General features: G+C 59.3%; 19 protein-coding genes. 7 read left to right on the top strand and 12 right to left on the bottom strand.

Going from position 1 to position 21,374, the window contains the following annotated elements:
* The first annotated feature begins 19 nt into the window (after nucleotides 1-19).
* From M504_RS10090 to M504_RS10080, 3 genes are all read left to right on the top strand, one after another.
* The gene (locus tag M504_RS10090) at nucleotides 20-2,398 is read left to right on the top strand and encodes an OPT family oligopeptide transporter (RefSeq protein ID WP_047490796.1); all 2,379 of its coding nucleotides are present in this window, start codon (nucleotides 20-22) and stop codon (nucleotides 2,396-2,398) included.
* An 8-nt stretch (nucleotides 2,399-2,406) separates the two neighbouring features.
* Nucleotides 2,407-2,925 (top strand): DUF2059 domain-containing protein, encoded by a 519-nt coding sequence (locus tag M504_RS10085; protein WP_047490793.1) that lies wholly within the window; start codon nucleotides 2,407-2,409, stop codon nucleotides 2,923-2,925.
* A 92-nt stretch (nucleotides 2,926-3,017) separates the two neighbouring features.
* The gene (locus M504_RS10080; RefSeq protein WP_156993674.1) at nucleotides 3,018-3,761 is read left to right on the top strand and encodes a hypothetical protein; all 744 of its coding nucleotides are present in this window, start codon (nucleotides 3,018-3,020) and stop codon (nucleotides 3,759-3,761) included.
* Between the two features lie 8 nt (nucleotides 3,762-3,769).
* Here M504_RS10080 and M504_RS22055 read toward each other — a convergent pair whose 3' ends face one another.
* On the bottom strand, nucleotides 3,770-3,937 hold the full coding sequence (locus M504_RS22055; RefSeq protein WP_156993672.1) for a hypothetical protein: 168 nt from the start codon (nucleotides 3,935-3,937) through the stop codon (nucleotides 3,770-3,772).
* A 92-nt stretch (nucleotides 3,938-4,029) separates the two neighbouring features.
* On the opposite strand from M504_RS22055, the gene M504_RS10075 reads away from it, so the two are divergent.
* Nucleotides 4,030-5,421 (top strand): NAD(P)/FAD-dependent oxidoreductase, encoded by a 1,392-nt coding sequence (locus tag M504_RS10075; protein WP_232296236.1) that lies wholly within the window; start codon nucleotides 4,030-4,032, stop codon nucleotides 5,419-5,421.
* Between the two features lies 1 nt (nucleotide 5,422).
* Here M504_RS10075 and M504_RS10070 read toward each other — a convergent pair whose 3' ends face one another.
* The 3 genes from M504_RS10070 to M504_RS10060 are packed head-to-tail and all read right to left on the bottom strand — an operon-like array spanning nucleotide 5,423 to nucleotide 8,258.
* A complete protein-coding gene (locus M504_RS10070) occupies nucleotides 5,423-6,139 on the bottom strand; it encodes a DNA-3-methyladenine glycosylase (protein WP_047490783.1) in 717 nt (238 codons plus the stop codon).
* Nucleotides 6,140-6,175: 36 nt separating this feature from the next.
* Nucleotides 6,176-6,961: a sulfite exporter TauE/SafE family protein gene (locus M504_RS10065; RefSeq protein ID WP_052200600.1), complete on the bottom strand. Its 786-nt coding sequence runs from the start codon at nucleotides 6,959-6,961 to the stop codon at nucleotides 6,176-6,178.
* 43 nt (nucleotides 6,962-7,004) lie between these two features.
* Complete coding sequence (locus M504_RS10060; protein ID WP_047490780.1) at nucleotides 7,005-8,258, bottom strand: glycoside hydrolase family 28 protein; 1,254 nt, start codon at nucleotides 8,256-8,258, stop codon at nucleotides 7,005-7,007.
* 237 nt (nucleotides 8,259-8,495) lie between these two features.
* Here M504_RS10060 and M504_RS10055 point away from each other — a divergent pair, with 237 nt between their 5' ends.
* The gene (locus M504_RS10055; RefSeq protein ID WP_052200599.1) at nucleotides 8,496-10,214 is read left to right on the top strand and encodes a DUF885 family protein; all 1,719 of its coding nucleotides are present in this window, start codon (nucleotides 8,496-8,498) and stop codon (nucleotides 10,212-10,214) included.
* Here the strand turns inward: M504_RS10055 and M504_RS10050 are convergent, their stop codons facing one another.
* Together M504_RS10050 and M504_RS10045 are read right to left on the bottom strand one after the other, a co-directional pair.
* Complete coding sequence (locus tag M504_RS10050; protein WP_047490776.1) at nucleotides 10,215-10,982, bottom strand: TIGR03435 family protein; 768 nt, start codon at nucleotides 10,980-10,982, stop codon at nucleotides 10,215-10,217.
* 160 nt (nucleotides 10,983-11,142) lie between these two features.
* Nucleotides 11,143-11,592, bottom strand: coding sequence for a DUF2251 domain-containing protein (locus M504_RS10045; protein ID WP_047490772.1), 450 nt, complete (start codon nucleotides 11,590-11,592; stop codon nucleotides 11,143-11,145).
* Between the two features lie 105 nt (nucleotides 11,593-11,697).
* Between M504_RS10045 and M504_RS10040 the strand changes: the two genes are divergently transcribed.
* Entirely contained in the window at nucleotides 11,698-12,900 is a 1,203-nt protein-coding gene (locus tag M504_RS10040) for a hypothetical protein (RefSeq protein WP_047490770.1), read from the top strand.
* On the opposite strand, the gene M504_RS10035 is transcribed toward M504_RS10040, so the two are convergent.
* The 3 genes from M504_RS10035 to M504_RS10025 form a co-directional block, all read right to left on the bottom strand.
* Complete coding sequence (locus M504_RS10035; protein ID WP_047490767.1) at nucleotides 12,897-14,213, bottom strand: hypothetical protein; 1,317 nt, start codon at nucleotides 14,211-14,213, stop codon at nucleotides 12,897-12,899. The genes M504_RS10040 and M504_RS10035 overlap by 4 nt on opposite strands.
* An 84-nt stretch (nucleotides 14,214-14,297) precedes the next feature.
* Nucleotides 14,298-15,563, bottom strand: coding sequence for a beta-ketoacyl-ACP synthase II (gene fabF, locus M504_RS10030; RefSeq protein WP_084214254.1), 1,266 nt, complete (start codon nucleotides 15,561-15,563; stop codon nucleotides 14,298-14,300).
* A gap of 2 nt (nucleotides 15,564-15,565) precedes the next feature.
* Nucleotides 15,566-15,808 carry an acyl carrier protein gene (locus tag M504_RS10025; RefSeq protein WP_047490765.1) on the bottom strand — a complete coding sequence of 81 codons (243 nt, stop codon included), beginning with the start codon at nucleotides 15,806-15,808 and terminating at the stop codon, nucleotides 15,566-15,568.
* A 318-nt stretch (nucleotides 15,809-16,126) separates the two neighbouring features.
* Here M504_RS10025 and M504_RS21280 point away from each other — a divergent pair, with 318 nt between their 5' ends.
* Nucleotides 16,127-17,428 carry a GGDEF domain-containing protein gene (locus M504_RS21280; RefSeq protein ID WP_198137566.1) on the top strand — a complete coding sequence of 434 codons (1,302 nt, stop codon included), beginning with the start codon at nucleotides 16,127-16,129 and terminating at the stop codon, nucleotides 17,426-17,428.
* Here the strand turns inward: M504_RS21280 and M504_RS10015 are convergent.
* From M504_RS10015 to M504_RS10005, 3 genes are all read right to left on the bottom strand, one after another.
* Nucleotides 17,425-19,023: a DNA recombination protein RmuC gene (locus M504_RS10015; RefSeq protein ID WP_047490763.1), complete on the bottom strand. Its 1,599-nt coding sequence runs from the start codon at nucleotides 19,021-19,023 to the stop codon at nucleotides 17,425-17,427. The genes M504_RS21280 and M504_RS10015 overlap by 4 nt on opposite strands.
* A gap of 80 nt (nucleotides 19,024-19,103) precedes the next feature.
* Nucleotides 19,104-19,847 carry a DUF1080 domain-containing protein gene (locus tag M504_RS10010; RefSeq protein WP_047490761.1) on the bottom strand — a complete coding sequence of 248 codons (744 nt, stop codon included), beginning with the start codon at nucleotides 19,845-19,847 and terminating at the stop codon, nucleotides 19,104-19,106.
* A 22-nt stretch (nucleotides 19,848-19,869) separates the two neighbouring features.
* Nucleotides 19,870-21,279 carry a multicopper oxidase family protein gene (locus M504_RS10005; protein ID WP_232296235.1) on the bottom strand — a complete coding sequence of 470 codons (1,410 nt, stop codon included), beginning with the start codon at nucleotides 21,277-21,279 and terminating at the stop codon, nucleotides 19,870-19,872.
* Nucleotides 21,280-21,374 lie beyond the last annotated feature (95 nt).

Genomic DNA, 21,374 nt, shown 5'->3' with positions numbered 1-21,374 from the left:
GTGACGGAGAGGGAGATTCATGGCCACTATCAGCACGCCCCCGCCTGCCTTCAAACCGTTTGTTCCTGCTGAGGAGTCGCGTCCGGAATTGACCGTTCGCGCCATTGTGATTGGCGCGTTGTTCGGCATTCTGTTTGGCGCGGTGACGGTTTATGTGGGGTTGAAGGCCGGACTGACGGTTGCGGCTTCGATTCCGATTTCGGTGCTGTCGATTTCGATCCTGCGGGTGCTGGGGCGAGCGTCGATTTTGGAAAACAACATTGTTCAGACGACGGGCAATGCTGGGCAGTCGATTGCTTCGGGCGTGATTTTCACGCTGCCCGCGCTGATCTTCCTGGGTTTTGATCTGGAGTATGCCCGCATCTTTGCGCTGGCGCTGTTCGGCGGATGGATCGGCGTCCTGTTCATGATTCCGCTGCGACGACAGTTGATTGTGGAAGAGCATGGCACGCTGTTGTATCCGGAAGGCACGGCATGCGCAGATGTGTTGATTGCGGGTGAGCGCGGCGGATCATTTGCGTCGCGCATTTTTCTGGGCATGGGGCTGGGTTCGCTCTACACGCTGTTCCAGAACGAAAACCTGTTCCGTCTTTGGCCCGGCACGCCGACTTACGACTTTGATATGGGACCGCAGCATCTGCTGAAGGGCGGGTCGATTCGCGCGGATGCCACTTCGGAATATCTCGGCGTTGGCTACATCATTGGGCCGCGCGTTGCGGGCATCATGCTGGCGGGTGGTGTTTTCAGTTGGCTTGTGTTGATGCCGGCGATTTACTTCTTTGGATCGCACCTGACGGGGCCGCTGTATCCGGGCACTGTGCCCATTCATGACATGAGTCCCAGCGATCTGTGGCGCACTTATATCCGTCCGATGGGCGCGGGCGCGGTGGCTGCTGCGGGATGCCTCACGTTGCTGCGTACGCTGCCGACGATTGCGAGCGCACTGATGGGGTCGCTGAAGGCGAAGAAGTCAGCCGGCGCAGAGGTGAAGGCACGCACTTCGCGCGATCTGCCGAACAGTTTCGTCTACGGCGGTTCGGTACTGTTGGTGCTCATCATGTGGGCGTTCCTGTACTTCAAGCCGGTGCCGGGTGCGCAGGTGGGGCTGTGGGCGAACCTTGCGGCTGCGTTGCTGATTGTGGTCTTTGGATTTTTGTTTGTTACGGTGAGCGCGCGCATTGTGGGCATTGTGGGTTCGTCTGCGTCGCCGGTGAGCGGCATGACGATTGCCACGCTGATGGCAACAGCGGCGATCTTCCTGGTGCAGGGATGGACAGCGCCAGCGTTCGGTGCGCTGGCGATTACGGTGGGTGGTGTGGTGTGTATTGCCGCGAGCAATGCGGGCGATACGGCGCAGGATTTGAAGACGGGTTACATCATCGGCGCAACACCGTGGAAGACACAGCTTGCCGTGATGATTGGCGTGGTGGTGAGCACGTTTGTCATTGGCATTACGCTGAGTGCGATGAACAAGGCGTTTGAAAGTTTCCGCCCCATGGCGACGCCGATGGCGGTGACTCTGTCGTCGCTGCCGGAAGGTTTGCAGGACAAGGGGACGTTTCCGCGTCCGCACATCAGCGTGGTCGATCCGAAGAACAGCGGTGCGAAGCAGGAGATTAACGATGCTACGCGCTATGAACTGATCAACGCGATTGGTTCGGCGCAGTTGGAGGACGGCAAGTATCTGCTGAATCGCGATACGGGCAAGCTTGAGATTCAGTGGGTGCAGGGTATTGGCAGCGAGAAGGTGGCCGCGCCGCAGGGCCGGTTGATGGCGACTGTGATCAACGGCATTCTGAGCCGCAAGCTGCCTTGGTCGCTGGTTTTGTTGGGTGTTGCGTTGGTGTTGGCGGTGGAGTTGTTGGGGGTACGATCGCTGACACTTGCGGTGGGTGCGTACCTTTCGATTGCGACGACGCTGGCGATTTTCGTCGGCAGTATGGTGCGCTGGATGGCCGATGCTGCGATTGCAAAGGCGCGTGCGCGGGATCGAGCTATCCGTATGCAGCTTGCGGCTGAGGCCTTGGCCGCTGCTCCTGAAGGCGCTGTCGTTGCTGTGCTGACAGAAGACGAATTGTTGCGCGGCGAGGTGCGTCTGACCGATGCCGAGCAGGCGGAACTGACGGGCAATGAGCCGTTGACTGACCTTGATAACGAGGAGATCAGTCCGGGTTCGCTGTTTGCTTCGGGGCTGATTGCCGCTGGTGGAATCACTGGTTTGATCGGCGTAGCTGTCGCTGCGATGGAGAGCTTCTCAGAGGAGCGTGGTGGGCACTGGCAGTTGTGGCGCTTTTCGCATGGGAACCCGTTGGATCATGATCCGGTGGCGATCGTGATGTTTGGGCTGTTGGCGTTTTCGCTTTATTACTTTGCACGTAAGCCGCTGGATACGAAGTGAGGTTGAGGATGAAGAAGATTGTTTGTGTTGCAGCGTTAGTGCTGTGCATGTGCCGTGTGTCGTTTGCGGATGATGCTTCGAAGCGCGCCAAGATTGACGAAATGTTTACGCTGATGAACATGGAGCAGACTCTGAGTCGGCTTGCGGATCAGCAGACGGGGCAGATGAAGCAGATCATGCCGCAGCTTCTGGCCGGGCAGACAATTGGTCCGGATGATCAGAAGCAGATTGATGCGTTCATGGATCAGCTCACTGCCATGGTGCGTGATGCTATTCAGTGGAACAAGCTGAAGCCGCAATATCTAGATCTATACGCGGCTACCTATGACGAGACGACGATCGATGGCATGCTGGCCTTCTATCGCACGGATGCCGGGCGCGCGATGGTGGCGAAGCAGCCGGAGTTGGTTTCGAAGTCGCAGGCCATTGCGCAGGCACAACTGACGGCTGTGCAACCGAAGATGCAGGCCGCGTTTGAGGACTTTGCCGCAAAGATGGCGAAGAGCGCTGCTGCAAAACAGAAGTAGCGCGCACTGACGCGAGATGACGAATGCAACCACAGCGATTGTTGTGGCGCTTTTGCTGGGGCCGTCTTAGACTTCGCCTGCGAGGTGTGGAGATGCGGCGTTTATCGTGGCTGTGTTCGGTGAGTTTTGCAGTGCTGGCGGTGGGAGCCGGGGCGCAGATGCAACATGCTCCCGACGGCGGTACGCGCGAGATGATTCAGAGCATTGATGTGCCCACGAAGGCTGGTGCGCCGTTTCGTGCGCAGGTGGCGACTTCGTGGAAGCGGCGGTTGGAAGACGGCACCGAGACGACTATCTACAATCGCCGCACCATTGCACGCGATAGCACGGGACGTGTCTTTCAGGAGCGTCGTCTGTTTACACCGGATGGCAACACGCGCGCCACGATGGTGAACGAGATGGATTACTACGATCCTTCGATGAAGACCGTTACGGTGTGTCGCACGCAAACGCGGCAGTGCATGGTGTATCACGAGAATTTAAGTCAGACCGCTAATGAGCCGCAGTTGCCCGCGACGCAGACGTTGCCGAATGGCACGAAGATTACGCGTGAGTCACTGGGAACCAACACGATGGACGATCTGCAGGTGACGGGTATGCGCGAGATTCGCACGTCTGGATGGCTGGGTGGCGCGGAACCCACGGTGAAGGAGTTCTGGTATTCGCCATGGTTGGGGATCAACCTGGTGGTGAAGCGGTTTGAGCCGCGCGGCGGTGCGGAGAATTTTAATGTGGAGAAGATTGATCAGACGGAGCCGGATGCTTCGCTATTCAACCTGCCGCGCGCGTACCAGGTGATTGATATTCCGGCGCCACAGAACGTAGCGCAGCACTGAACGAGGCCTTAACCGCGCAGCTTAAGGAATCCAGCGAGCGCAATGATCATGCCCACCACGATGAGTGCCAGCAGCCCGCCAATAAAGTAAGCGGCGCGGCGTTCGCCTTCGGGGCCGGGCTGGGTGATTCCGAAAGTGTTGATGAACGAGCGTGCGATCAGCAGAAGGAATCCCATGGCGTTTGTGTTCTTAGTGTGCGCCTTTTAACCGTGTGTCGTCGAGTCTCCAATAGTCTTGGTCATAATTTCATGGGTCTGAGGTGCCGGCTTTGATTGAAGAGTTTGATGTTGTTGTGCTGGGTAGTGGCGAGGCTGGTAAATACCTTGCATGGACGTTGGCGGAGAGTGGGATGCGCACTGCAATGGTGGAGCGCCGATGGATTGGCGGATCGTGCCCAAACATTGCCTGCCTGCCCACGAAGAATGTGATTCACAGTGCGAAGGTCGCATCGCTGATGCGACGCTCCGCAGAGTTTGGTTTGTCTGCGGGTGAAGTACGTGTGGATATGGAGGGTGTGCGAGCGCGCAAGCGTCGCATGGTGGATGCGCTGGTGCAGGTTCACGAGAAGCGCTACGCCGCCAGCGGAACGGAACTGGTGCTGGGGCAGGGCACGTTTGTGGCACCACGTACGTTGCAGGTTGCGATGAACGATGGTGGCAGCCGTACGCTGCGTGGCGCGAAAGTGATCATCAGCACCGGAAGTCGTGCAACGATTCCCGATCTGCCTGGCATGAAGGAAGCTGCGCCGATGACCCACATTGAAGCGTTGGAGCTGGACGTGGTGCCGGATCATCTGCTGGTTTTGGGTGGCGGATACATCGGGTTGGAGATGGCGCAGGCGATGCGTCGATTTGGAGCGCGCGTCACGATCGTGGAGCGGAATCATCGTGTGTTGCCGCGTGAAGATGACGATGCGGTGGCGGAATTGACGGCGATGTGTCAGCGCGAAGGCATCGATGTGCTGACAGGCGTGGAATTGCAGCGTGTGGAAGGCCGAAGTGGTGGGGAAGTATCGCTCTATGGGCTGCGTGATGGTATTCCGTTTTTGATTACGGGATCGCACCTGTTAGCGTCTGCGGGCAGGACGCCGAACAATGCCGGTATTGGCCTGGAGGCTGCAGGTGTTGAGCTAACGGAGCGCGGGTTTATCCGCGTGAACGATCGGTTGGAAACCACTGCGGAGAACACATGGGCTGTGGGTGATTGTGCGGGAAGCCCGCAGTTTACGCATGCTGCGTTTGATGATTTCCGCATTGTTCGCGATAACCTTCGTGGCGGAAGCCGCAGCACGCGTGCTCGACTGATGCCTTTTGCGTTGTTTACTGACCCTGAGTTTGCACGCGTTGGATTGAGTGAAAGCGAGGCCCGGCAGCAGGGCATTCCGTATCGGCTGGTGAAGATTCCCATGGCGGCGGTGTTGCGCACGCGCACGTTGAGCGAGGAGACGGGATTCCTGAAGGCTCTGCTGCACGCGGAGAATGACAGCATTCTTGGGTTCACCGCGGTGGGTGTGGAAGCCGGCGAGATTCTTGGCGTGGTGGAGCTTGCGATGCGGACCGGTGCGCCGTACACGGCGATTCGAGATGCTGTGTTGCCGCATCCCACTATGGCCGAAGGACTGACGGTTCTGTTTGGGCAAAAGCCCGTGTTGCACGCATAGGTTATTCGGGTTGTTTGGATGCTGCGTCCGGCTTGGCCAGGTCGCAGGCACGGTACAGGTACCAGGTTGCGATGGAGCGCCACGGACGCCAGCGTTCGCCGCGCTTGATCATCTCGGCGGGCTTGGGCAGGTCTGCGTTCGTGACTTTGTCGGTGGGCTTCAGTTTACCGAACGTGAGCGCGAAGCCCTTGCGTACGCCGTAGTCGTCGACGGGGAGAACGTCCGGTCGTCCGAGGCGGAAGATGAGCATCATCTCCACGGTCCATTTGCCGATGCCGCGCACCTGTGTGAGGTGTTCGATGATGTCTTCGTCGGACATGCGGCGGATCTTCGCCAGGGTGGGCACGGTGCCGTCGAGTGTCTTCGCCGCGAGGTCGCGCAGGGCGAGCGTTTTGTTTGCTGAGAGGCCTGCCGAACGAAGTTGAATCGTGGGGCATTCAAGCAGGTGTTCCGGTGAAGGATGCACGCCGAGTCCACAGACGTCTTCAAAGCTGGCGATCATGCGCGCGTGGATGCTGGCCGCGGCTTTGCCGTGGAGCTGCTGATAGATGATGGCTTCCGTTAGCGCTTCAAAAGGACTCTGCGAACCTGCGATGCGCAGCCGCGGAGGCCCAGCCTTGGCGATGACCTTCGCCAGCTTGGGATCGGCAGCGGAGAGAGCGGCGGCGGCCTCGTCTACATCATAGGGCGGCTTGCGTGTGCGGGCAGTGTGGGCCATGGCCAACAGTGTCCCACAAAGTCTGCTGCCGCCGTCTTATATGCGGTGAGTGATTGTTCCCACAAAGAGGATTGCTCCGATGAGGATCAGTCCGACGTAGACGTACTTCAGGAATCCTGTGCCGGAGAAGCGGCGATTGAGCGCTCGGCCTGCGAAGACTGCGGGGAGCATTGCTGGTAGTGAGAAGAGGAATTCGTTGGTGACAGTGCGTGTCCACAGGCCTGCGCTCCAGTAGCCGACCATTCCCAAAATGCTGGCAGGCAGAAAATACGCATGGATGGTTGCGCGGAAGTGCTGTGGTGACCATCTGCGGAGAGAGCCGTACACGACCAGCGGTGGGCCGTTCATGCCGTAGGCGCCGCCGAGAATGCCTGCGAGAAATCCTGAGAGCAGAAGCAATGGTCGATTCTCATGTTTGAGATGAAATGTGCCAGAGTTCCACAGCGAATAGGCCGAGAACAGCATGATCAGAATGCCGAGACATGCTTTCACCATTTGCTGGTGAGGATTGGTCAGCAGCCACAGGCCGATAGGAATGCCGAAGACAGTGGCTGCGAGTAATCCGACAGCACTTTTCAGATGAATGTGTTTCCAATCCTGAACGACGACAACAGCTGCGGCTGCGATGGAGAGCAGTACTGCCAGCGGTGCAGCTACCTGCAACGGCATCACAAACGACAGCAGAGGAACTGCGATCAGAGCTTCGCCAAATCCAAAGGTGGACCGAACCAGCGTGGCCACAAAAACGATGGCCAGGACGAATGCAAGAGAGGCGTGAATGGGGACTCCGAAACAGAGTTCTCCACGCCGTTTGTGCAGCATGGAGAACGCTGTTTCAAGGATATCGGGCTATGCGCGGACGAGGTTAGCGACGGGTTATATTGGCGCCTTCTTCTTTGGTGATGGGGTCGCCTGACTTGGGTGTGATGGTGACGTTCTTCATCGTGACGTCGGCGTTGCGGATCTGAAGGCCCTTTTCGCTTTCGATCTTTACGTTGGTCAGAGTGAGGTTGCGGATAGGCATTTCAGGGATGCCGATGATGATGGCGTCCTTCGCTCCGGTGGCGGTGATGCCTTCGAGCGAGATGTCGTGGAAGCGCGGCGTGTGTGCGTCGACGGGCTTTGCCGTGTCGGTGCCTGCGGCGGGCCACTTGGGGTAGTACTCGGTGATCTGGATGGGCTGGCCTACGCCGGTCATGGTGATGTTCTTGTAGTGCAGGTCGTGGATGTCATTGCCGCGGGTGCGATTGCTCTTGATGCGGACGCCTGCTTCGGTGTGTTCCATGGTGACGTTTTCCACGCGCACGTCGTTGATGCCACCGGCGAGTTCGCTGCCCACGCTGAGGCCGTGGCCGTGGCGGAAGATGCTGTCGTGGATGTAGACGTGTTCCACGGGGCCGATCTTGGGATCGCGCTCGACGAGGCCGCTTTTGAGAGCGATGTCGTCGTCGCCGGTGTCGATGTCGACGTTGCTGATCTCGATGTTCTTTGAGCTGAACGGGTCGATGCCGTCGGTGTTTGGCGCGCCGGTGGCGGGGTTGCGAATGATGGCGTGGTCGATCTTGATGCCGTCGCAGAAGAAGAAGGTGAAGTTGTACATGGGCGAGTTCTGCAGTGTGATGTGGTCAAAGGTCAGATGCTGCGACTCTGTGATGTCGAGGAGCATGGGGCGCGGGAAGCCGCCGCTACCGCTGGTGTCGCCTGCGATGCGATGGGTGTGGGCGAGTTCCCAGAACATGTCGCCGCTGCCGTCGATGACGCCGCCGCCGGTGATGCGGAGGTTGGAGACGTGGTCGGCGTGCAGGAGTGCGACGCGACGCCACTTGGCATCTTCGCGGATGGGGTAGTCGTCCAGATTGCGGGAGCCGAGGAGCTCGCTGCCTTCCGCGATGGAGAGTGTCAGGTCGCTCTTGAGTGTGAGCGGTGCGGAGACGAAGGTGCCGCCCTTCAGGACGACGGTGCCGTGCTTGGGCGCGCAGGTATTGATGGCCTTCTGGATGGCGGCGGTATCGTTGGTCTTGCCGTCGCCCTTTGCGCCGTAGGTGTGCGCGTCGCAGGTGGTCTGTGCGGCGGCGGTTGTGGCGGCGAGGGCGATGAGGACGGCTGGAAGGAAGCGCATGGGTGTGTCTCCTGACGGAGTACAGTGTCGCCGAAACGTTTTTATTTTGTCGAGGGGTGGAATCAATATTCGTTTATTGGACCCGGATTCGGTTGTGTTTTCCCGCTGGCATCGCAGTGCGGGTTAAGAAAGAAGATCCTTCGGCTTCGCAGGATGACGGTCTACGTGGCTTTGGTGGGCTTGGTTAAGTAGATGAACTGCTTTCCACTTGGGCCGGGATGCGTTAGTGTTTTGTGCATGCCTACATCCAAGCTGCTTTGCCGCGTTGCTGCCGCGTCCTTTGCTGTTGTTTCCTGCGTATTTGCACATGCTTCCACACAAGCCGATGTGGAACGCCTGAGCACGAAGTTCTGGGAATGGCGTGCGACGGAGCAGCCGTTTACGAATGACGATATTCCGCGTCTGGATCGTGCGCCGGGGTTTGTGGCGCATTGGTCGGCGGCGGATGTGGCGGGATACCGGAAACAGATTGCGGCGTTTGAGAAGGAATGGCGCGCGCTGGATGTGAGCAAGCAGCCCGTGAGTACGCAGGTGGATTATCGCCTCGTTGGATCGGCGATTGCCCGCGTGTATTGGGAGCTGGATGTGATTCCGGTGTGGCAGCGGAGCCCGTTCTTCTATGTCGATCAAGGACTGACAGCGACGTATACATTGCTACTGCAGCACCGGAAGTTCACGCCGCAGATGCAGCACGATGTGGTGGTGCGGCTGGCGAGTTTGCCGCGTCTGCTGGATGAGGGCAAGGCGAACCTGACGGATATGCGGCAGCCGTATGCCGTGATCGCCATGGAGAACTTGTCGAAGATTGAAGATCGCATGGGGCGCTTTAAGGACGGCATCCATGCGGAGGCTGGCTTTGATGCGAAGGAGCTTGCCGAGTTCGATAAGGCTGAAGATGCGGCGGTGAAGGCGATGGTGGGGTATCGCGAATGGCTGCGTCCGCAGGTGTCGGGCATGAAACAGCAGACGGCGGTGGGGCGCGATGGCTACATCTGGTTTCTGAAGAACGTTGCGCTGATGAGCTACACACCCGAGCAGATTGTGCAGGTCGGCAAGCTGGAGTTCGATCGGGCCGTGACGTTTGAGGCCTTGGCGCAGGCCGCGAATACAGGACTGCCGGACCTGCCGGTGTTTCCGGATGTGGCATCGCAGATAGCCGATGAAGAGAAGCAGGAAGTGGCGATGCGAAAGACCATGCAGGCACATGGTGTGTTGAGTGATCCGGCGGAGGTGCGGCATTACCACTACGTGGCGGTTCCGGCTTACATTGCGCCGCTGGGTTTTCTGGGTGTTGAGGACGACCTTACCGGGCCTGATCGTTTGAACGAAGAGGGTTCCAGCTACAAGGGCAAGCCGCGTACGGATGGCGGATTCTTTGGCAACATTACGGCGCGCGATACGCGGCCGTTGACCATTCACGAAGGCGCGCCGGGACATTACGAGCAGATGGCGTGGGCGTGGCACAACCCCGATCCGGTGCGGCGGCATTACTACGATTCGGAGACGCAGGAAGGCATCGGTTTCTATGCGGAAGAGATGATGCTGGTGGCGGGCGAGTTCGACAAGACGCCTAAGGTGAAGGAAGCCATTTACAGCATGATGCGTCTGCGTGCGTTGCGTGTATTGGTGGATGTGAGGCTGGCTATGGGTGAGTACACGCTGCAACAGGCGGCGGATTATCTGAAGACGACCGTGCCAATGGATGAAGGAACTGCTCGCAGCGAGGCGGCGATGTTCTCGTCCACGCCGGGGCAGGCCATCACGTATCAGATTGGCAAGAGCGACATCATGAAGGGGCTAGCCGAAGCGAAGCTGAAGCAGGGGGCCGCGTTCTCATTGCAGAAGTATCAGGACTATGTGTGGAGCAACGGCAGCGTGCCGTTCAGCCTGCAGCGGTGGGAACTGCTGGGCGATGTGAGCGACGTGCCACCGATTCCTGCGAGCTTCGTGAAGTAGTTAGTTCTCGGGTTTGTCAGCTTTGTCGATGACGAGTGTGTCGATGGGGCCGCGGGTGGCCTTCATCTCCAGGCCGAGCTGTTCGCGCATGGCGACGAGCAGCGGTGGGCTCTTGGAATCCTGCGGTACGGGGATGGCACCGCCGAATTGAGTTTCGTCGGGCACCCAATCCAGATCGAAGTCATAGCGGCCGGTGAGGCCGGTCTTGTTCACGACGGGGCGATCGAGGATGGCTCGCTGCATCACGCGTGCGAAGTCGTCCATGCTGGCGTTGCGCGCGGGCATTTCGAGGTGGTCGGGGTAAACGACGCTGGTGACCATCGGCTCGCGGTCGGGTGCGCCCGCTGTGTCGAACTGTATGCCGCCCTTGGCCACGGTGATTTCGTAAATAGAGAAGACTTTCGGTACGCGGTGAAAAGCCAGATGGAAGCGGTCATGCAGAAGTGTGCGCAGCATCAGCATCTGCTGGTCGTGGTCCGGGCGCTTCTCGCCGGGTGTTAGCGCTTCAATGGTGAACTTGTCAGAGTCGGTCCAACCGGGGCCACCCGTGATGGTGCGCGGGTTCAGATCATAGGCCGCGGCGATAAGCAGCTTGAGCGTGAAGTTAGTGGCGAGGAAGCGGTGGTCATTCTCCATACGGAGGAACCGGCCTGCCTGCGGGCCTGGATCCACTGGTTTGATGGTGGCGACTTCAAAGCTGACCGCGGGGGATTGCGCCGCGGCGACTCCTGCCGCCATGACGATACCCAATGCCACAGCCCTGAACATGATGCTTCTACCTCCGGCCGCTTCTTACAGAGAAGGACGCCGGTCGGGGCGTTTTGGCTCCAGGAACCTCTGTAAAGGGCTATGGAAGACAGCATAGCTGCCGCAGGACTGCACTTTCGAGGCCCGGAAGACCCAAGCCCCGTGCGTGGCGCGATACGGCCTATTGTGCCGCGAGGGCAGCTTCTTCGAAGCGAGTCATCGCGGCGTCGTCCCAGGCGTGCGTGGTGGTGCGCCAGCGGTGGCTGCCGTCGTCCATGAAGTTGGGGAAGTCGCTGCGGCAGAAGCTCTCACGGCGCTCAAAGTCGACCAGTACCTGCGGTACACCGTCGAGGCGAAGGGCGGCCTGCTGGCCGTCGCGGCTCCATTCCACGGTAAGCAGGCGTTCGCGATCACCTTCCGGCTCGCGGCGCATGGCGGCAACGTTGTAAACCAGCATGGAGTCGAGCACTGTGATGTCGAACTCGTCTTCTACGGTGGCCAGGCGGCCATCGCAGGCGTAGCAGTAGGCAGCGACGCCCTCATCCTCGAACACCACGCGCCACGGAAGTTCGCGGGTGGGGGAGTAGCTGACGAGACGGCCGGAGCCTACGCGGAAGGTGAGGGAGTCCATGTCTTTAAGGGTACGCGAGGATTGGCTTCGGATACGCGCCCTGTTCATAGCGGCTGACTTGCTGAGTTTGGCTCAAGCTGCAACACTCGAAGATGCGTATCGACCATGAAATTTCGTATCCACTTCGGCAGGCCGCAACGGGTTGCGGCGCTGATCCTCCTGTTCTTTTTTGCTGAATGTCTCTACCTGATTGGGCGGACAGAACTTACTGACCGCGATTATCGGTATGCGCTGTGTGGGCGCGAGATGTGGGAGAAGCCTGTTCCAACCGCCGGGTATTTCACCACTTGCGGGAATATGCAGGGCGATGGGACGCTGGCGTATCGCGCGGCTGCTCTGCCGCTGACGGTGTACGTGAAGGCTCTGCAGGTTGCCGACTGGGTGGATGCGAAGCGGCATGGCGCGGAGGCGCAGGGCGATCCCACGGGTGGCTCGATCTATGATCTGCGACACCAGATTGTGGGAACGCGCTTCCTGCTGCGTGTGCCGTTTGCTCTGGCCGCGGCGTTGCTGGGGGCAGGGCTGTGGTGGGTGAGTCGCAGGCTGTTTGGCAACATCCCCGGAGCGTTTGCGCTGGGGCTGTATTGTCTGTCGCCCACGGTACTGCGATACGCGACGACACCGAATAACGAGATTCTGGCCGCGTGGGGCTTGTTTGCCGTTGTGTATACGGCCATTGGTATTGCGCATGCGATGTACGGGCCGCCGCGGAAGTGGCGGCCACGCATTGTGCTGTACACCGTGGCGCTGGGGCTTACCGCTTGCTCGCATATTCTGGCCGCGTTGGTTGGACTGATTGCATCCGCCGTATTCATGATTTGGATTGCAGAGCGCCGCAGGACGTTAGTGTTTCCGCTGCTGCTGGTGTCATCGTTCGGCGCCATGCTGATGGTGCTGGCGTCGTATGTGTTTCACATGAGCCTGTTCCTGTACGTGTTCACGGCTGGCGCTGCGCGGTTCACCCTGGACTATCATCCAGCGTTGGAACTGCTGCGTGATCCGATGCAGATAGCAGTGACGGGAATTCTTGCAATCGCAGTGGCGCTGTTTGTGCTGATGAAGCGAGCGCGCTACTTTGGCAACGTGGTGCCACTGCTAGTGGCGTTGGCGATTCTGCCGCTAGTGACAACGCAGGTGACCACGGTGCCGGTGTTGTGGGCGTATCCGTTTCTGCTGACGTTTGCGGCGGGTGTGCTGGCCGATGCGAGCGAAACTCCGCAGCGCAAACTGTTCCTGGCGACGATGCTCACGGCGCTTGTGTCGCAGGCTATTTGCTGCGGCACATGGATTTTCTTTCGTATGGCTTAAGCCAGATCCCGTTGCGTGGACAGATCGCGCAGGATCGTCACAAGCAGATACAGGTAGCACGCAGCCGGCAGTGCCATCACGAGAAATTCAAAGGCTGCTAAGGGGCTGCCTCCCATCAGGTCGGCGTGGAGGCTGGTGGCGCTCTCCAGTGCCATCTGGCCGTACCAGAGGGAAGTCTGGATCATGGAGAACACCAGAAGCAACGCGTAGACGACGGGAGTGATATGCCGACCGCGGTGGGACGATTGCAGAGTGTAAGCCGCCAGCGGGACGGCAGCAGGCAGCAGGTATACGGGATAGGACTTCTTCGAAAAGAAGAGCAAGACGAGTTGGAGTGCGAGAATCCCGCACATAAGGACACTCATCTTTTCACGATCATTGGTCGCGCGGAGTGAACTTCGCGTGAGCCAGCACAGCGCGAACAAATACGCCGCTACAAGGATGATGCTCGACACCATTGGAGAAACCGCGAGTCCTGTAAGCGCCGTAAATGCGTACGGCGCGCCCCCTGCGGTCGCAATCGCTCCTTCTGTTTTGAGCGATTGAAGAATGTCCGCGTGCATCGCCAATAACGCGCCATAGCCTATGACAGGTAGTAGAAGGCCGCCGCAGATCCATAGCCAGCGCCGACGAGCTGCGGCAAAGATGTGCGGAATCAGGATGATGGGCAGGAACTTGACGACGACCAGCGGCGCGGTGGCAGCCATGCCTGAAAAGAAGTCGCTACGCGCCACGAGCGCTACCGCTGTTCCCAGAAGCAGAAAGATGATTGCGTCGTTGCGGCCGTCGGCAGCGATGTTCCAGAGCAGCAACGGCTGCGTCATGACCATGAGAGCCACGCAGCGCGTGCGGTCTTCTGGAAACCAGCGGCGCAGCGCTGTCAACCAGATCGGAAACGCTGCTACATCGCAGAGGATGACCAGTAGCAGGAGCGCGTATCCGTTGTTCCAGATGCGGAGGGCCGCCGCATCAAGATACGAATGCAGTGGGCCGTAGCTGGAATGAAAATCCACGTAGGGAATCTTGCCGTTCAGAACTTCACGAGCCTGCGGAAGATAGAACGACGGAACGTCCGCATGCAATGGCACGTGTGCCACGACCAAAGGCAGGAAGATTGCCAGGTGCAGCAGAGCGAATCCTGCAGTTGTGGAGATGTCGAACGAACGCCTGGTCAGGCGTTTAAGGCTTGCGGGAAGGCCTCGGAAACAGACGAATATCGCGACGCATGCACCCAATAGCCCAAGCGTGGCGCGGCTGCTGAGGGTAAGGAAATCATGAGAATGTCGTAGGGCGCCAAGCGTGGCAAAAAGCATGATTGTGCCTTCACACTAACCGGGTGGCAATCTCAAGGCAAATGAAACGGGGCCTTTACAGCCCCGTTTCCATTTGGATGTTTTTTACTCTGTCCAGCGCTTGAAGATGAGCGAACCATTGGTGCCGCCGAAGCCGAAGGAGTTTGAGAGAGCATAAGTCATCTCTTTTTCCACGGGCTTGTTGGGCACGTAGTTCAAGCGGCATTCGGGATCCACGTCGTCCAGATTGATGGTCGGTGGAGCGATGCCCTTTTGTAGCGCCATGAGTGTGATGCCTGCTTCCAGTCCGCCTGCGCCGCCCAGAAGGTGGCCGGTCATGGACTTGGTGGAGCTGACAAGCAGTTTGTGGCTCAGAGCGTGCTCGCCGAAGATCGTCTCCATGCCCTTGCTCTCCATTGCGTCGCCAAGCGGCGTGGAGGTGGCGTGAGCGTTCACGTAGTCGATCTGTTCCGGCTGCAGGTCTGCGGTCTTCAGCGCGTTCCGCATGGCACGTGCGCAGCCCTCGCCTTCGGGGGCCATGCCGGTCATGTGGAATGCGTCGGAGCTCATGCCGTAGCCGACAACTTCACCCAGGATCTTTGCGCCGCGTGCCTTGGCAAATTCCAGCTCTTCCAGGATGAGGATGCCCGCGCCTTCGCCAATGACGAAGCCGTCGCGATCCTTGTCCCACGGACGCGAAGCCTTTGTGGGGGCGTCGTTGCGTGTGGAGAGTGCCTTCATGTTCGCGAAGCCGCTGACGCCCAGGGGCGTGATGGCAGCCTCTGCACCGCCCGCGATCATGGCGTCGGCATCGCCGCGCTGGATGGTGCGGTAGGCGTCGCCAATGGCGTGCGCCGAGGTGGTGCAGGCGGTTGCCGTGGCTTCGTTGGGGCCCTTTGCTCCGTACTTGATGGAGACGTGGCCCGCGGCAAGGTTCACGATGGACGCCGGGATGAAGAAGGGCGATACCTTGCGGGGGCCACCGTTCATCAGGTTGGTGTGTTCGCGCTCAATGATGTCGAACCCGCCGATGCCCGAGCCGATGTGGACGCCGACCATTTCTTCGTTTTCCGGCGTGACCTGCAGACCGGAGTGGGCCATGGCCTCTGCCGCCGCAGCCATTGCGAAGTGGATGAAGCGGCCCATCTTGCGGGCCTCCTTCTTGTCCACGAACGTGTGCGGGTCAAAGTCCTTGACTTCCGCGGCAAACAGCACGGAATGGCCTTCGAGATCGAAGGCCGTAATCCCTGCCATGCCGCTCTTGCCAGCCATCAGCGAATCCCACACCGCCGGAGCCGTGTTGCCGATGCCGCAGATCAGTCCGATGCCCGTTACGACAACGCGTCGTGCGGGAATTGTTGCTTGTGCCACGATTACTTCGCCTTTGCGTGCGCTTCGATGTAGTCCGTTGCGTCCTTGACGGTCTTGATCTTCTCAGCGTCTTCGTCAGGGATCTGAATGTCGAAGGCTTCTTCAAACTGCATCACCAGCTCTACCACGTCGAGCGAGTCCGCGCCCAGGTCTTCCTGGAAGCTGGCGCCGGGGGTTACCTCGGCCTCGTCCACCTGGAGCTGCTCCACGATGATGCTTTTCACCTTCTCGTCAACCGATGCCATTGCTTTCTCCTAAACAGAACCTATTAAAAATGATTGTTGCAAACCCTTTGGATGCGGAATCCGGACAACCAACGCCCGACCTCCGGATGCCCTTTTCGGCATGCTGAACCGCTAACCAGTGTACAGAGCGCGGGGCCTCGTTACCAGAGACGAGCCATTTTCCGAACGGCTTTTTACCACGGAGGTACTGTAAATACATTTTTACAAAGCGTCATCTTACGGCATCTAAATTAATCTGCAAGTGGTTTTCTAGGCGTTCCGGAGCGGTTGCGAAACCGTTGTCGGTGGATGAATGATGAAAAGCCGAAACGAGATGGGATGAATTACCTCTTGCTGCCAGATTTTTTTGCGATGTCGCTGCTAGTGGGCGTCCTGCTGGCGGTGCGCCAGCGCCATCGTGACCGCGAGGGGCTGCGGCTGTGGATTGGCGGGTTGATGCTGATCCTGACGGAATGCGCTGCCCACATCATCTACATGTTGCGGGACATCACTCTTCTGGTGCACCGGCTATCGCATGTGGTGGCGTTGGACGCCTACCTGGTGGCGGGGATCCTGTTTTTGTTTTCCGCGTCCAGCAGCTTGCGCAGAATGGATCACCGCGCGCTGCTGCTGTGCAGCAACGCGCTTCCCCTGCTGGCGATGCTGACCGTGTATGGGTGGGACGTGCGTACGCCGTCACCGTATTGGATTTGTATCGGAGCGGGCGTAGCCGTCTCGCTGATTTCCTCTGCATTGCGGAGAAGCTGGTGGCAACTGGTGGTGATGGTCGCGCTTTGGGGACCGGCTGCCTTTTCCGTGGCAACATCGCAGTATCGGAGCGCCGCTTACTTTGGCCTGGCACTGGTGTACCTGATGTGCGCCGTTGCTTTCGCGCGGTCGCTGCCCAAGGGAAGCCGTGGAAGCCTGGCGGTTGTGGCAGGGTTTGCCATGTGGTCGCTTTGTTTTGCCACACATTCCTGGATGGTCAGCCAACATCCAAAGTGGATCGACTTCGCCAGCGAAGTATGGGATATGCAGAAGTTCATCATCACGGTGGGTCTTCTGGTGGTGATGCTGGAAGAGCAGTTATCCAGCAGCGAGCGGCTCGCACTGCACGATGAACTGACAGGACTGCCCAATCGCAGACACTTTGATGACCGGCTGCATGCATTGCTGCTCCATGCGCAACAGGAGCAGCACAGCGTGAGCGTCTTCACGCTGGATCTGAACGGGTTCAAGCAGGTGAATGACACGCTGGGCCATGATGCGGGCGACATTCTGCTGAAGAGTGTTGCGATGAACCTGGCCACAACGGCAAAGCCGCTTGGTTTAGTGGCGCGACAGGGCGGTGATGAATTCTCGGTGATTGTGGCCGGTTCGGATGAGTTGGAGAACCTGCAGATCCGCAAGCTATTGCTGGAGGCAGTGGAAGAGCCGGTGAACCTGGGGCCGCGCTATGCCGAACGCGTGGTGCGAGTCTCGGCAAGCATTGGGGTGGCGACGTTCCCGCAGGATGCCGAGGAGCAGGGCGCACTGATGCGCTTGGCGGATCAGCGCATGTATGAACAGAAGACGCTACGAGATGCACTGCGCCGCGACCGCGGGTCGTCAGAGCGCGCCGTGTATTTGCAGTCGGCTTAGGATTCGTCTTCTTCGGTTGCGAAAAGCGCTGGCGCAACGCTGGCGGTTTCAAAAGAAAGCAGGCCGCTCTTTGGTGCAGTCTCCAGTGCGGGCAACTCGCTGACGTCATGGAGTTTGCGGTTGATCTGGCGTGTGCGGGTGCCAATGTCGCCGAGCGTGTTCTGGACTGTTTTCACGTTGTTCTGAACCTTGTCCATGAGGAGTTCAAACTTGCCGAACTCCTTCTTCACGTTGGCAAGTACGTTCCAGACCTCGCTGCCCTTTTGCTGGATCGCAAGCGTGCGGAAGCCCATCTGGAAGCTGGTCAGAATCGCCATGAAGCTGGATGGGCCCGCTACGGTGACGCGGCACTGGGACTGCAGTTCGGCCTGTAAGCCGGGGCGACGCATCACTTCTGCGTAAAGTGCTTCCGTGGGAAGGAACATGATGCCCACCGGGAGGGTCTTCGGCGGATCGATGTACTTGTCGCAGATACGCTTTCCTTCTGTGCGGATGGCGCGTTCAAATGCGTTACCTGCCTTGTCCTGCTCTTCCTTTGTGCCATGTTCGTAGGCCCATTCCAGGCGCTCCCAGTCTTCGCGCGGGAACTTGGCGTCGATCGGGAGGAGCACGTGGTTGTTATCGCCCTCGGGGATTTTCAGAGCGAATTCCACGGCTTCGCCGGAGCCTTCTTTGATCTTCGCGTTCACCAGGTATTGGTCGCGGCTGAACATCTGTTCGAGCTGCATGCCGAGCTGGAATTCGCCCACAACACCGCGGGATTTCACGTTGGAGAAGACACGCTTCAGATCGCTGACGCCGGTTGCCAGTTCCTTCATTTCGCCCAGGCCGGTGTGGACCTTGGTGAGCTGATCGCTGACTGTTCCGAAGCTGGCGGTGAGGCGCTCGTTCAATGTGGATTGCAGCTTTTCGTCGACGATGACGCGCATTTCATCCAGCTTGGCGGCGTTGTCGGTGTTCAGGGTGCGCAGGCCGGACTCGACGGTCGTCTTGAGTGCTTCGCCTGCCTCGCGCTGCTCCGACCGGATGCTTGAGAAGGCCTGCTGCAACGATTCGCGCAGGTTCTCGTTGTTTTTCGTGTTGTTGGCAGTGAGTTCGGTGAGGGCGCTGTTGAGCGCAACGCGAGATTCGCGTTCCTGCTTTGCCGCTTCGGCGAAGAAGGTTTCGAGGCGCTGACCGATGCGGTTGAGTTCGCCGGTCACGGCTTCACGGAGCTTGTTGGCGGCTTCGGCGTTGTCAGCGCGGAAGTTGCCGAAGGCATTGGCATTTTCGGTGCGGGAGGCGGTGATGCCTTCGTTGATAGCCTTCGACAGCGTCGTGATGGAGTTGCTGACTTCTTCGCGCAGGTTGCGGCTGGTCTGTTCGGCGGCGTGGCGTGCCTGCGTGGCGTTTTCTGCTTGTTCGCGGCGCAACTCAATGACGTGGCTGCGCATGGCCGCGTCGCTGGCGTCGAGCTTGGCGGCAAGCTGAATCATTGCGTCCGGCAGGGTGGAAAGACGCGGGTCGGCGGTGGTGTTCGCGCCGGATTTACGCGCCAGCAGAACGACCAGAAGAACCAGAAGGATGAGTTGTAGCGCTAGGACGGCCAGCAGCATGTTTTCGCTTTCCCTTCACTTTCAGCATACGCTGTGGCCGGGTTTATTGCTGCCGTTCCGGTTGCGGAAAACTCGTCTTATTAGGGCAGTTCGCGCAGCTTGATGTTGCGGAACTGAACGGGGAAACCATGGTCCTGCAACAGGATGTAGCCGCGGTCCGCTTCGCCGAAGCCGGGGTAAACGTGGTACTTGCTGCCTGCGACGAGGGCACGGAAGGCGGGGGTCTTGCGGTCATATTCGACGACCTTGACGCCGTTCAACCAGTGCTCGCCGTGCGTGCCGCGGATGACGATGCGGGCGGTGTTCCATTCGCCAATGGGATGTGTGGGCTTGTTTGCGGCGGCGGGGATCATGTCATACAGCGAGGCGATGGTGCGGTCGCCGTCTTTGCCCAGCTTGGCGTCGGGGTGTCGGGCGTCGTCGAGAATCTGGTACTCGAAGCCGATGTTGGAGCCGTGACCCTCGTGGCCGGGTGTGTCGTTCAGGTTGACGAAGTACTTGATGCCGGAGTTCGCGCCGGGCGTGATGCGGAAGTCAACGGTGAGTTCGAAGTTGGTGTATTCGCGGGTGGTGATGATGTCGCCTGCGTTGCCGCCCTCTTCGCCGCCCGACTCAGTCACGGCAAGCAGGCCATCCTTCACTTCCCAACCTGAAGCAGGGAAAGCGTTGGAGCGTGTGCTGCGCCAGCCTGTGCTGTCGTGGCCGTTGAACAGCAACTTCCAGCCCGCGGACTTTTCTGCGGGAGTGAGCGTGTTGGGTGCCTGAGCGGGAGCGGTTTGCACGCTGAGAATCGCGACCAACGCGAAAAGGCTGAAGATGCGCATGGCAGGAACGATACGCCTGCAACTATGTGGTGCGGAAGAGGGCCTTGAAGCCGTAGTCCATGTGTTGCTGGATGTGGCAGTGGAAGAGCGAAAGTCCGGACTGGTCCGCCGTGAAGTCGACGACGGCGCGACCGTAGTAGGGGACGACAACCGTGTCTTTCATGAGGCCTCCCATTTTTTTGCCGTTCATCTCGACGACTTCCCACAGGTGTCGGTGCAGGTGCATGGGGTGCGCGTCGTCGGTCCAGTTGCGCATGATGAGACGGTAGCGCTCGCCACGTTGCTGTACGTATTCGTTTTCGTGTGGGTAGGGCTTGCCGTTGATGGTCCACACGTTGAATTTGCCCATGCCGCGCGGCAGCTTCTCAAAGTGCATGTCGATGACGTTCTTCGGCGCGGGTTGCGTGGATTGCGGCAGGGCAAAAGGGGTGTAATCCCAAAGCTCTTTCTTAGGATCAATCCATTTAGGCTGGCCCTTTTGCCCGGCGTACTCGATGATGCAACCGAGGCCACCTTCACGGACCATCTTTTCCGTGCCGCCCAGAATCCAGACGCCGGGGTTGTTCATGATGACTTCCACGTCGGCGCGTTCACCTGCGCCGAGAAAGACGCTGGCGCGTTCAGCAGGACGGGGCACCGGGTTGCCGTCGAGGCCGATGACACGCATGGTGTGACCCGCGAGCGCCACGCGACGATTCTCAATGGGGCTGGCATTACAGAAGTGAATCAGCAGCTTCTGCCCCTGTTTCACTCGGATGGGATCGCCTGCGCCTAACGCTTTGTCGTTGATGCTGTAGGCGACGGAAACAACTTCCAGCCCGTTGGGATCGGTGTTAATCTTCGGCGGCTTTTCGAGCATGGGGGCGTCGTGGGTGTCGTCGTCATCGTCCTCCATGCTGCCGGAGAAGAATGGCTCCCAGTCGCGCAGGGTAAGGAACAGTTCCTGGTCGTAACTGCCTTTGTCGTTGCCGTCTTCCACGTAGACGAGGCCGAACTGACCGGTGTAGCCGCCTTTGTGCAGGTCGTCCATGGCCATGGCGTGCGAGTGGTACCAGCGCAGGCCGGATGGGCCGGGCGTAAACGTGACGCGGCGATGTCCATGTGGCGGAACGAAGGGCGATTGTTCTTCCTCGGTGCCGTCGGCCTCCGCAGGGATGATCATGCCGTGCCAATGGACCAGCTCAGGTGTGTCAGTTTCGTTAAAGATGTCGACCGTGACAGGCTTGCCTGCCTTCATCCGAAGCAAAGGGCCGGGCGCTGAGCCGTTGTAGCCGATGGTGGAGATGGACCGTTGCTGATCCAGGTCAACCTGCACGGGCGCGATATGGAGTTCGAAGTCGGCTTTGGGCTGCTGTGCGAACAGGGGTACCGGCCGCGCCAGATGGCCGAGTGCGGCGAGCGAGCCCATCTTCAGAAGGTGGCGCCGGTCCAAGGCTTCCTCACATTTCTTTAGAAATGCCGCTCACGTGCCGGGTGGCTGCATCGTCTCATGCGCCAGATAGTCGCTGCAACTGTCTGATATGTTGC

The sequence above is a fragment of the Terriglobus sp. TAA 43 genome (genome assembly GCF_000800015.1).
In the GTDB taxonomy this organism is placed as follows: Bacteria; Acidobacteriota; Terriglobia; order Terriglobales; family Acidobacteriaceae; genus Terriglobus.
This window is presented reverse-complemented; position numbering and strand designations above follow the sequence as displayed.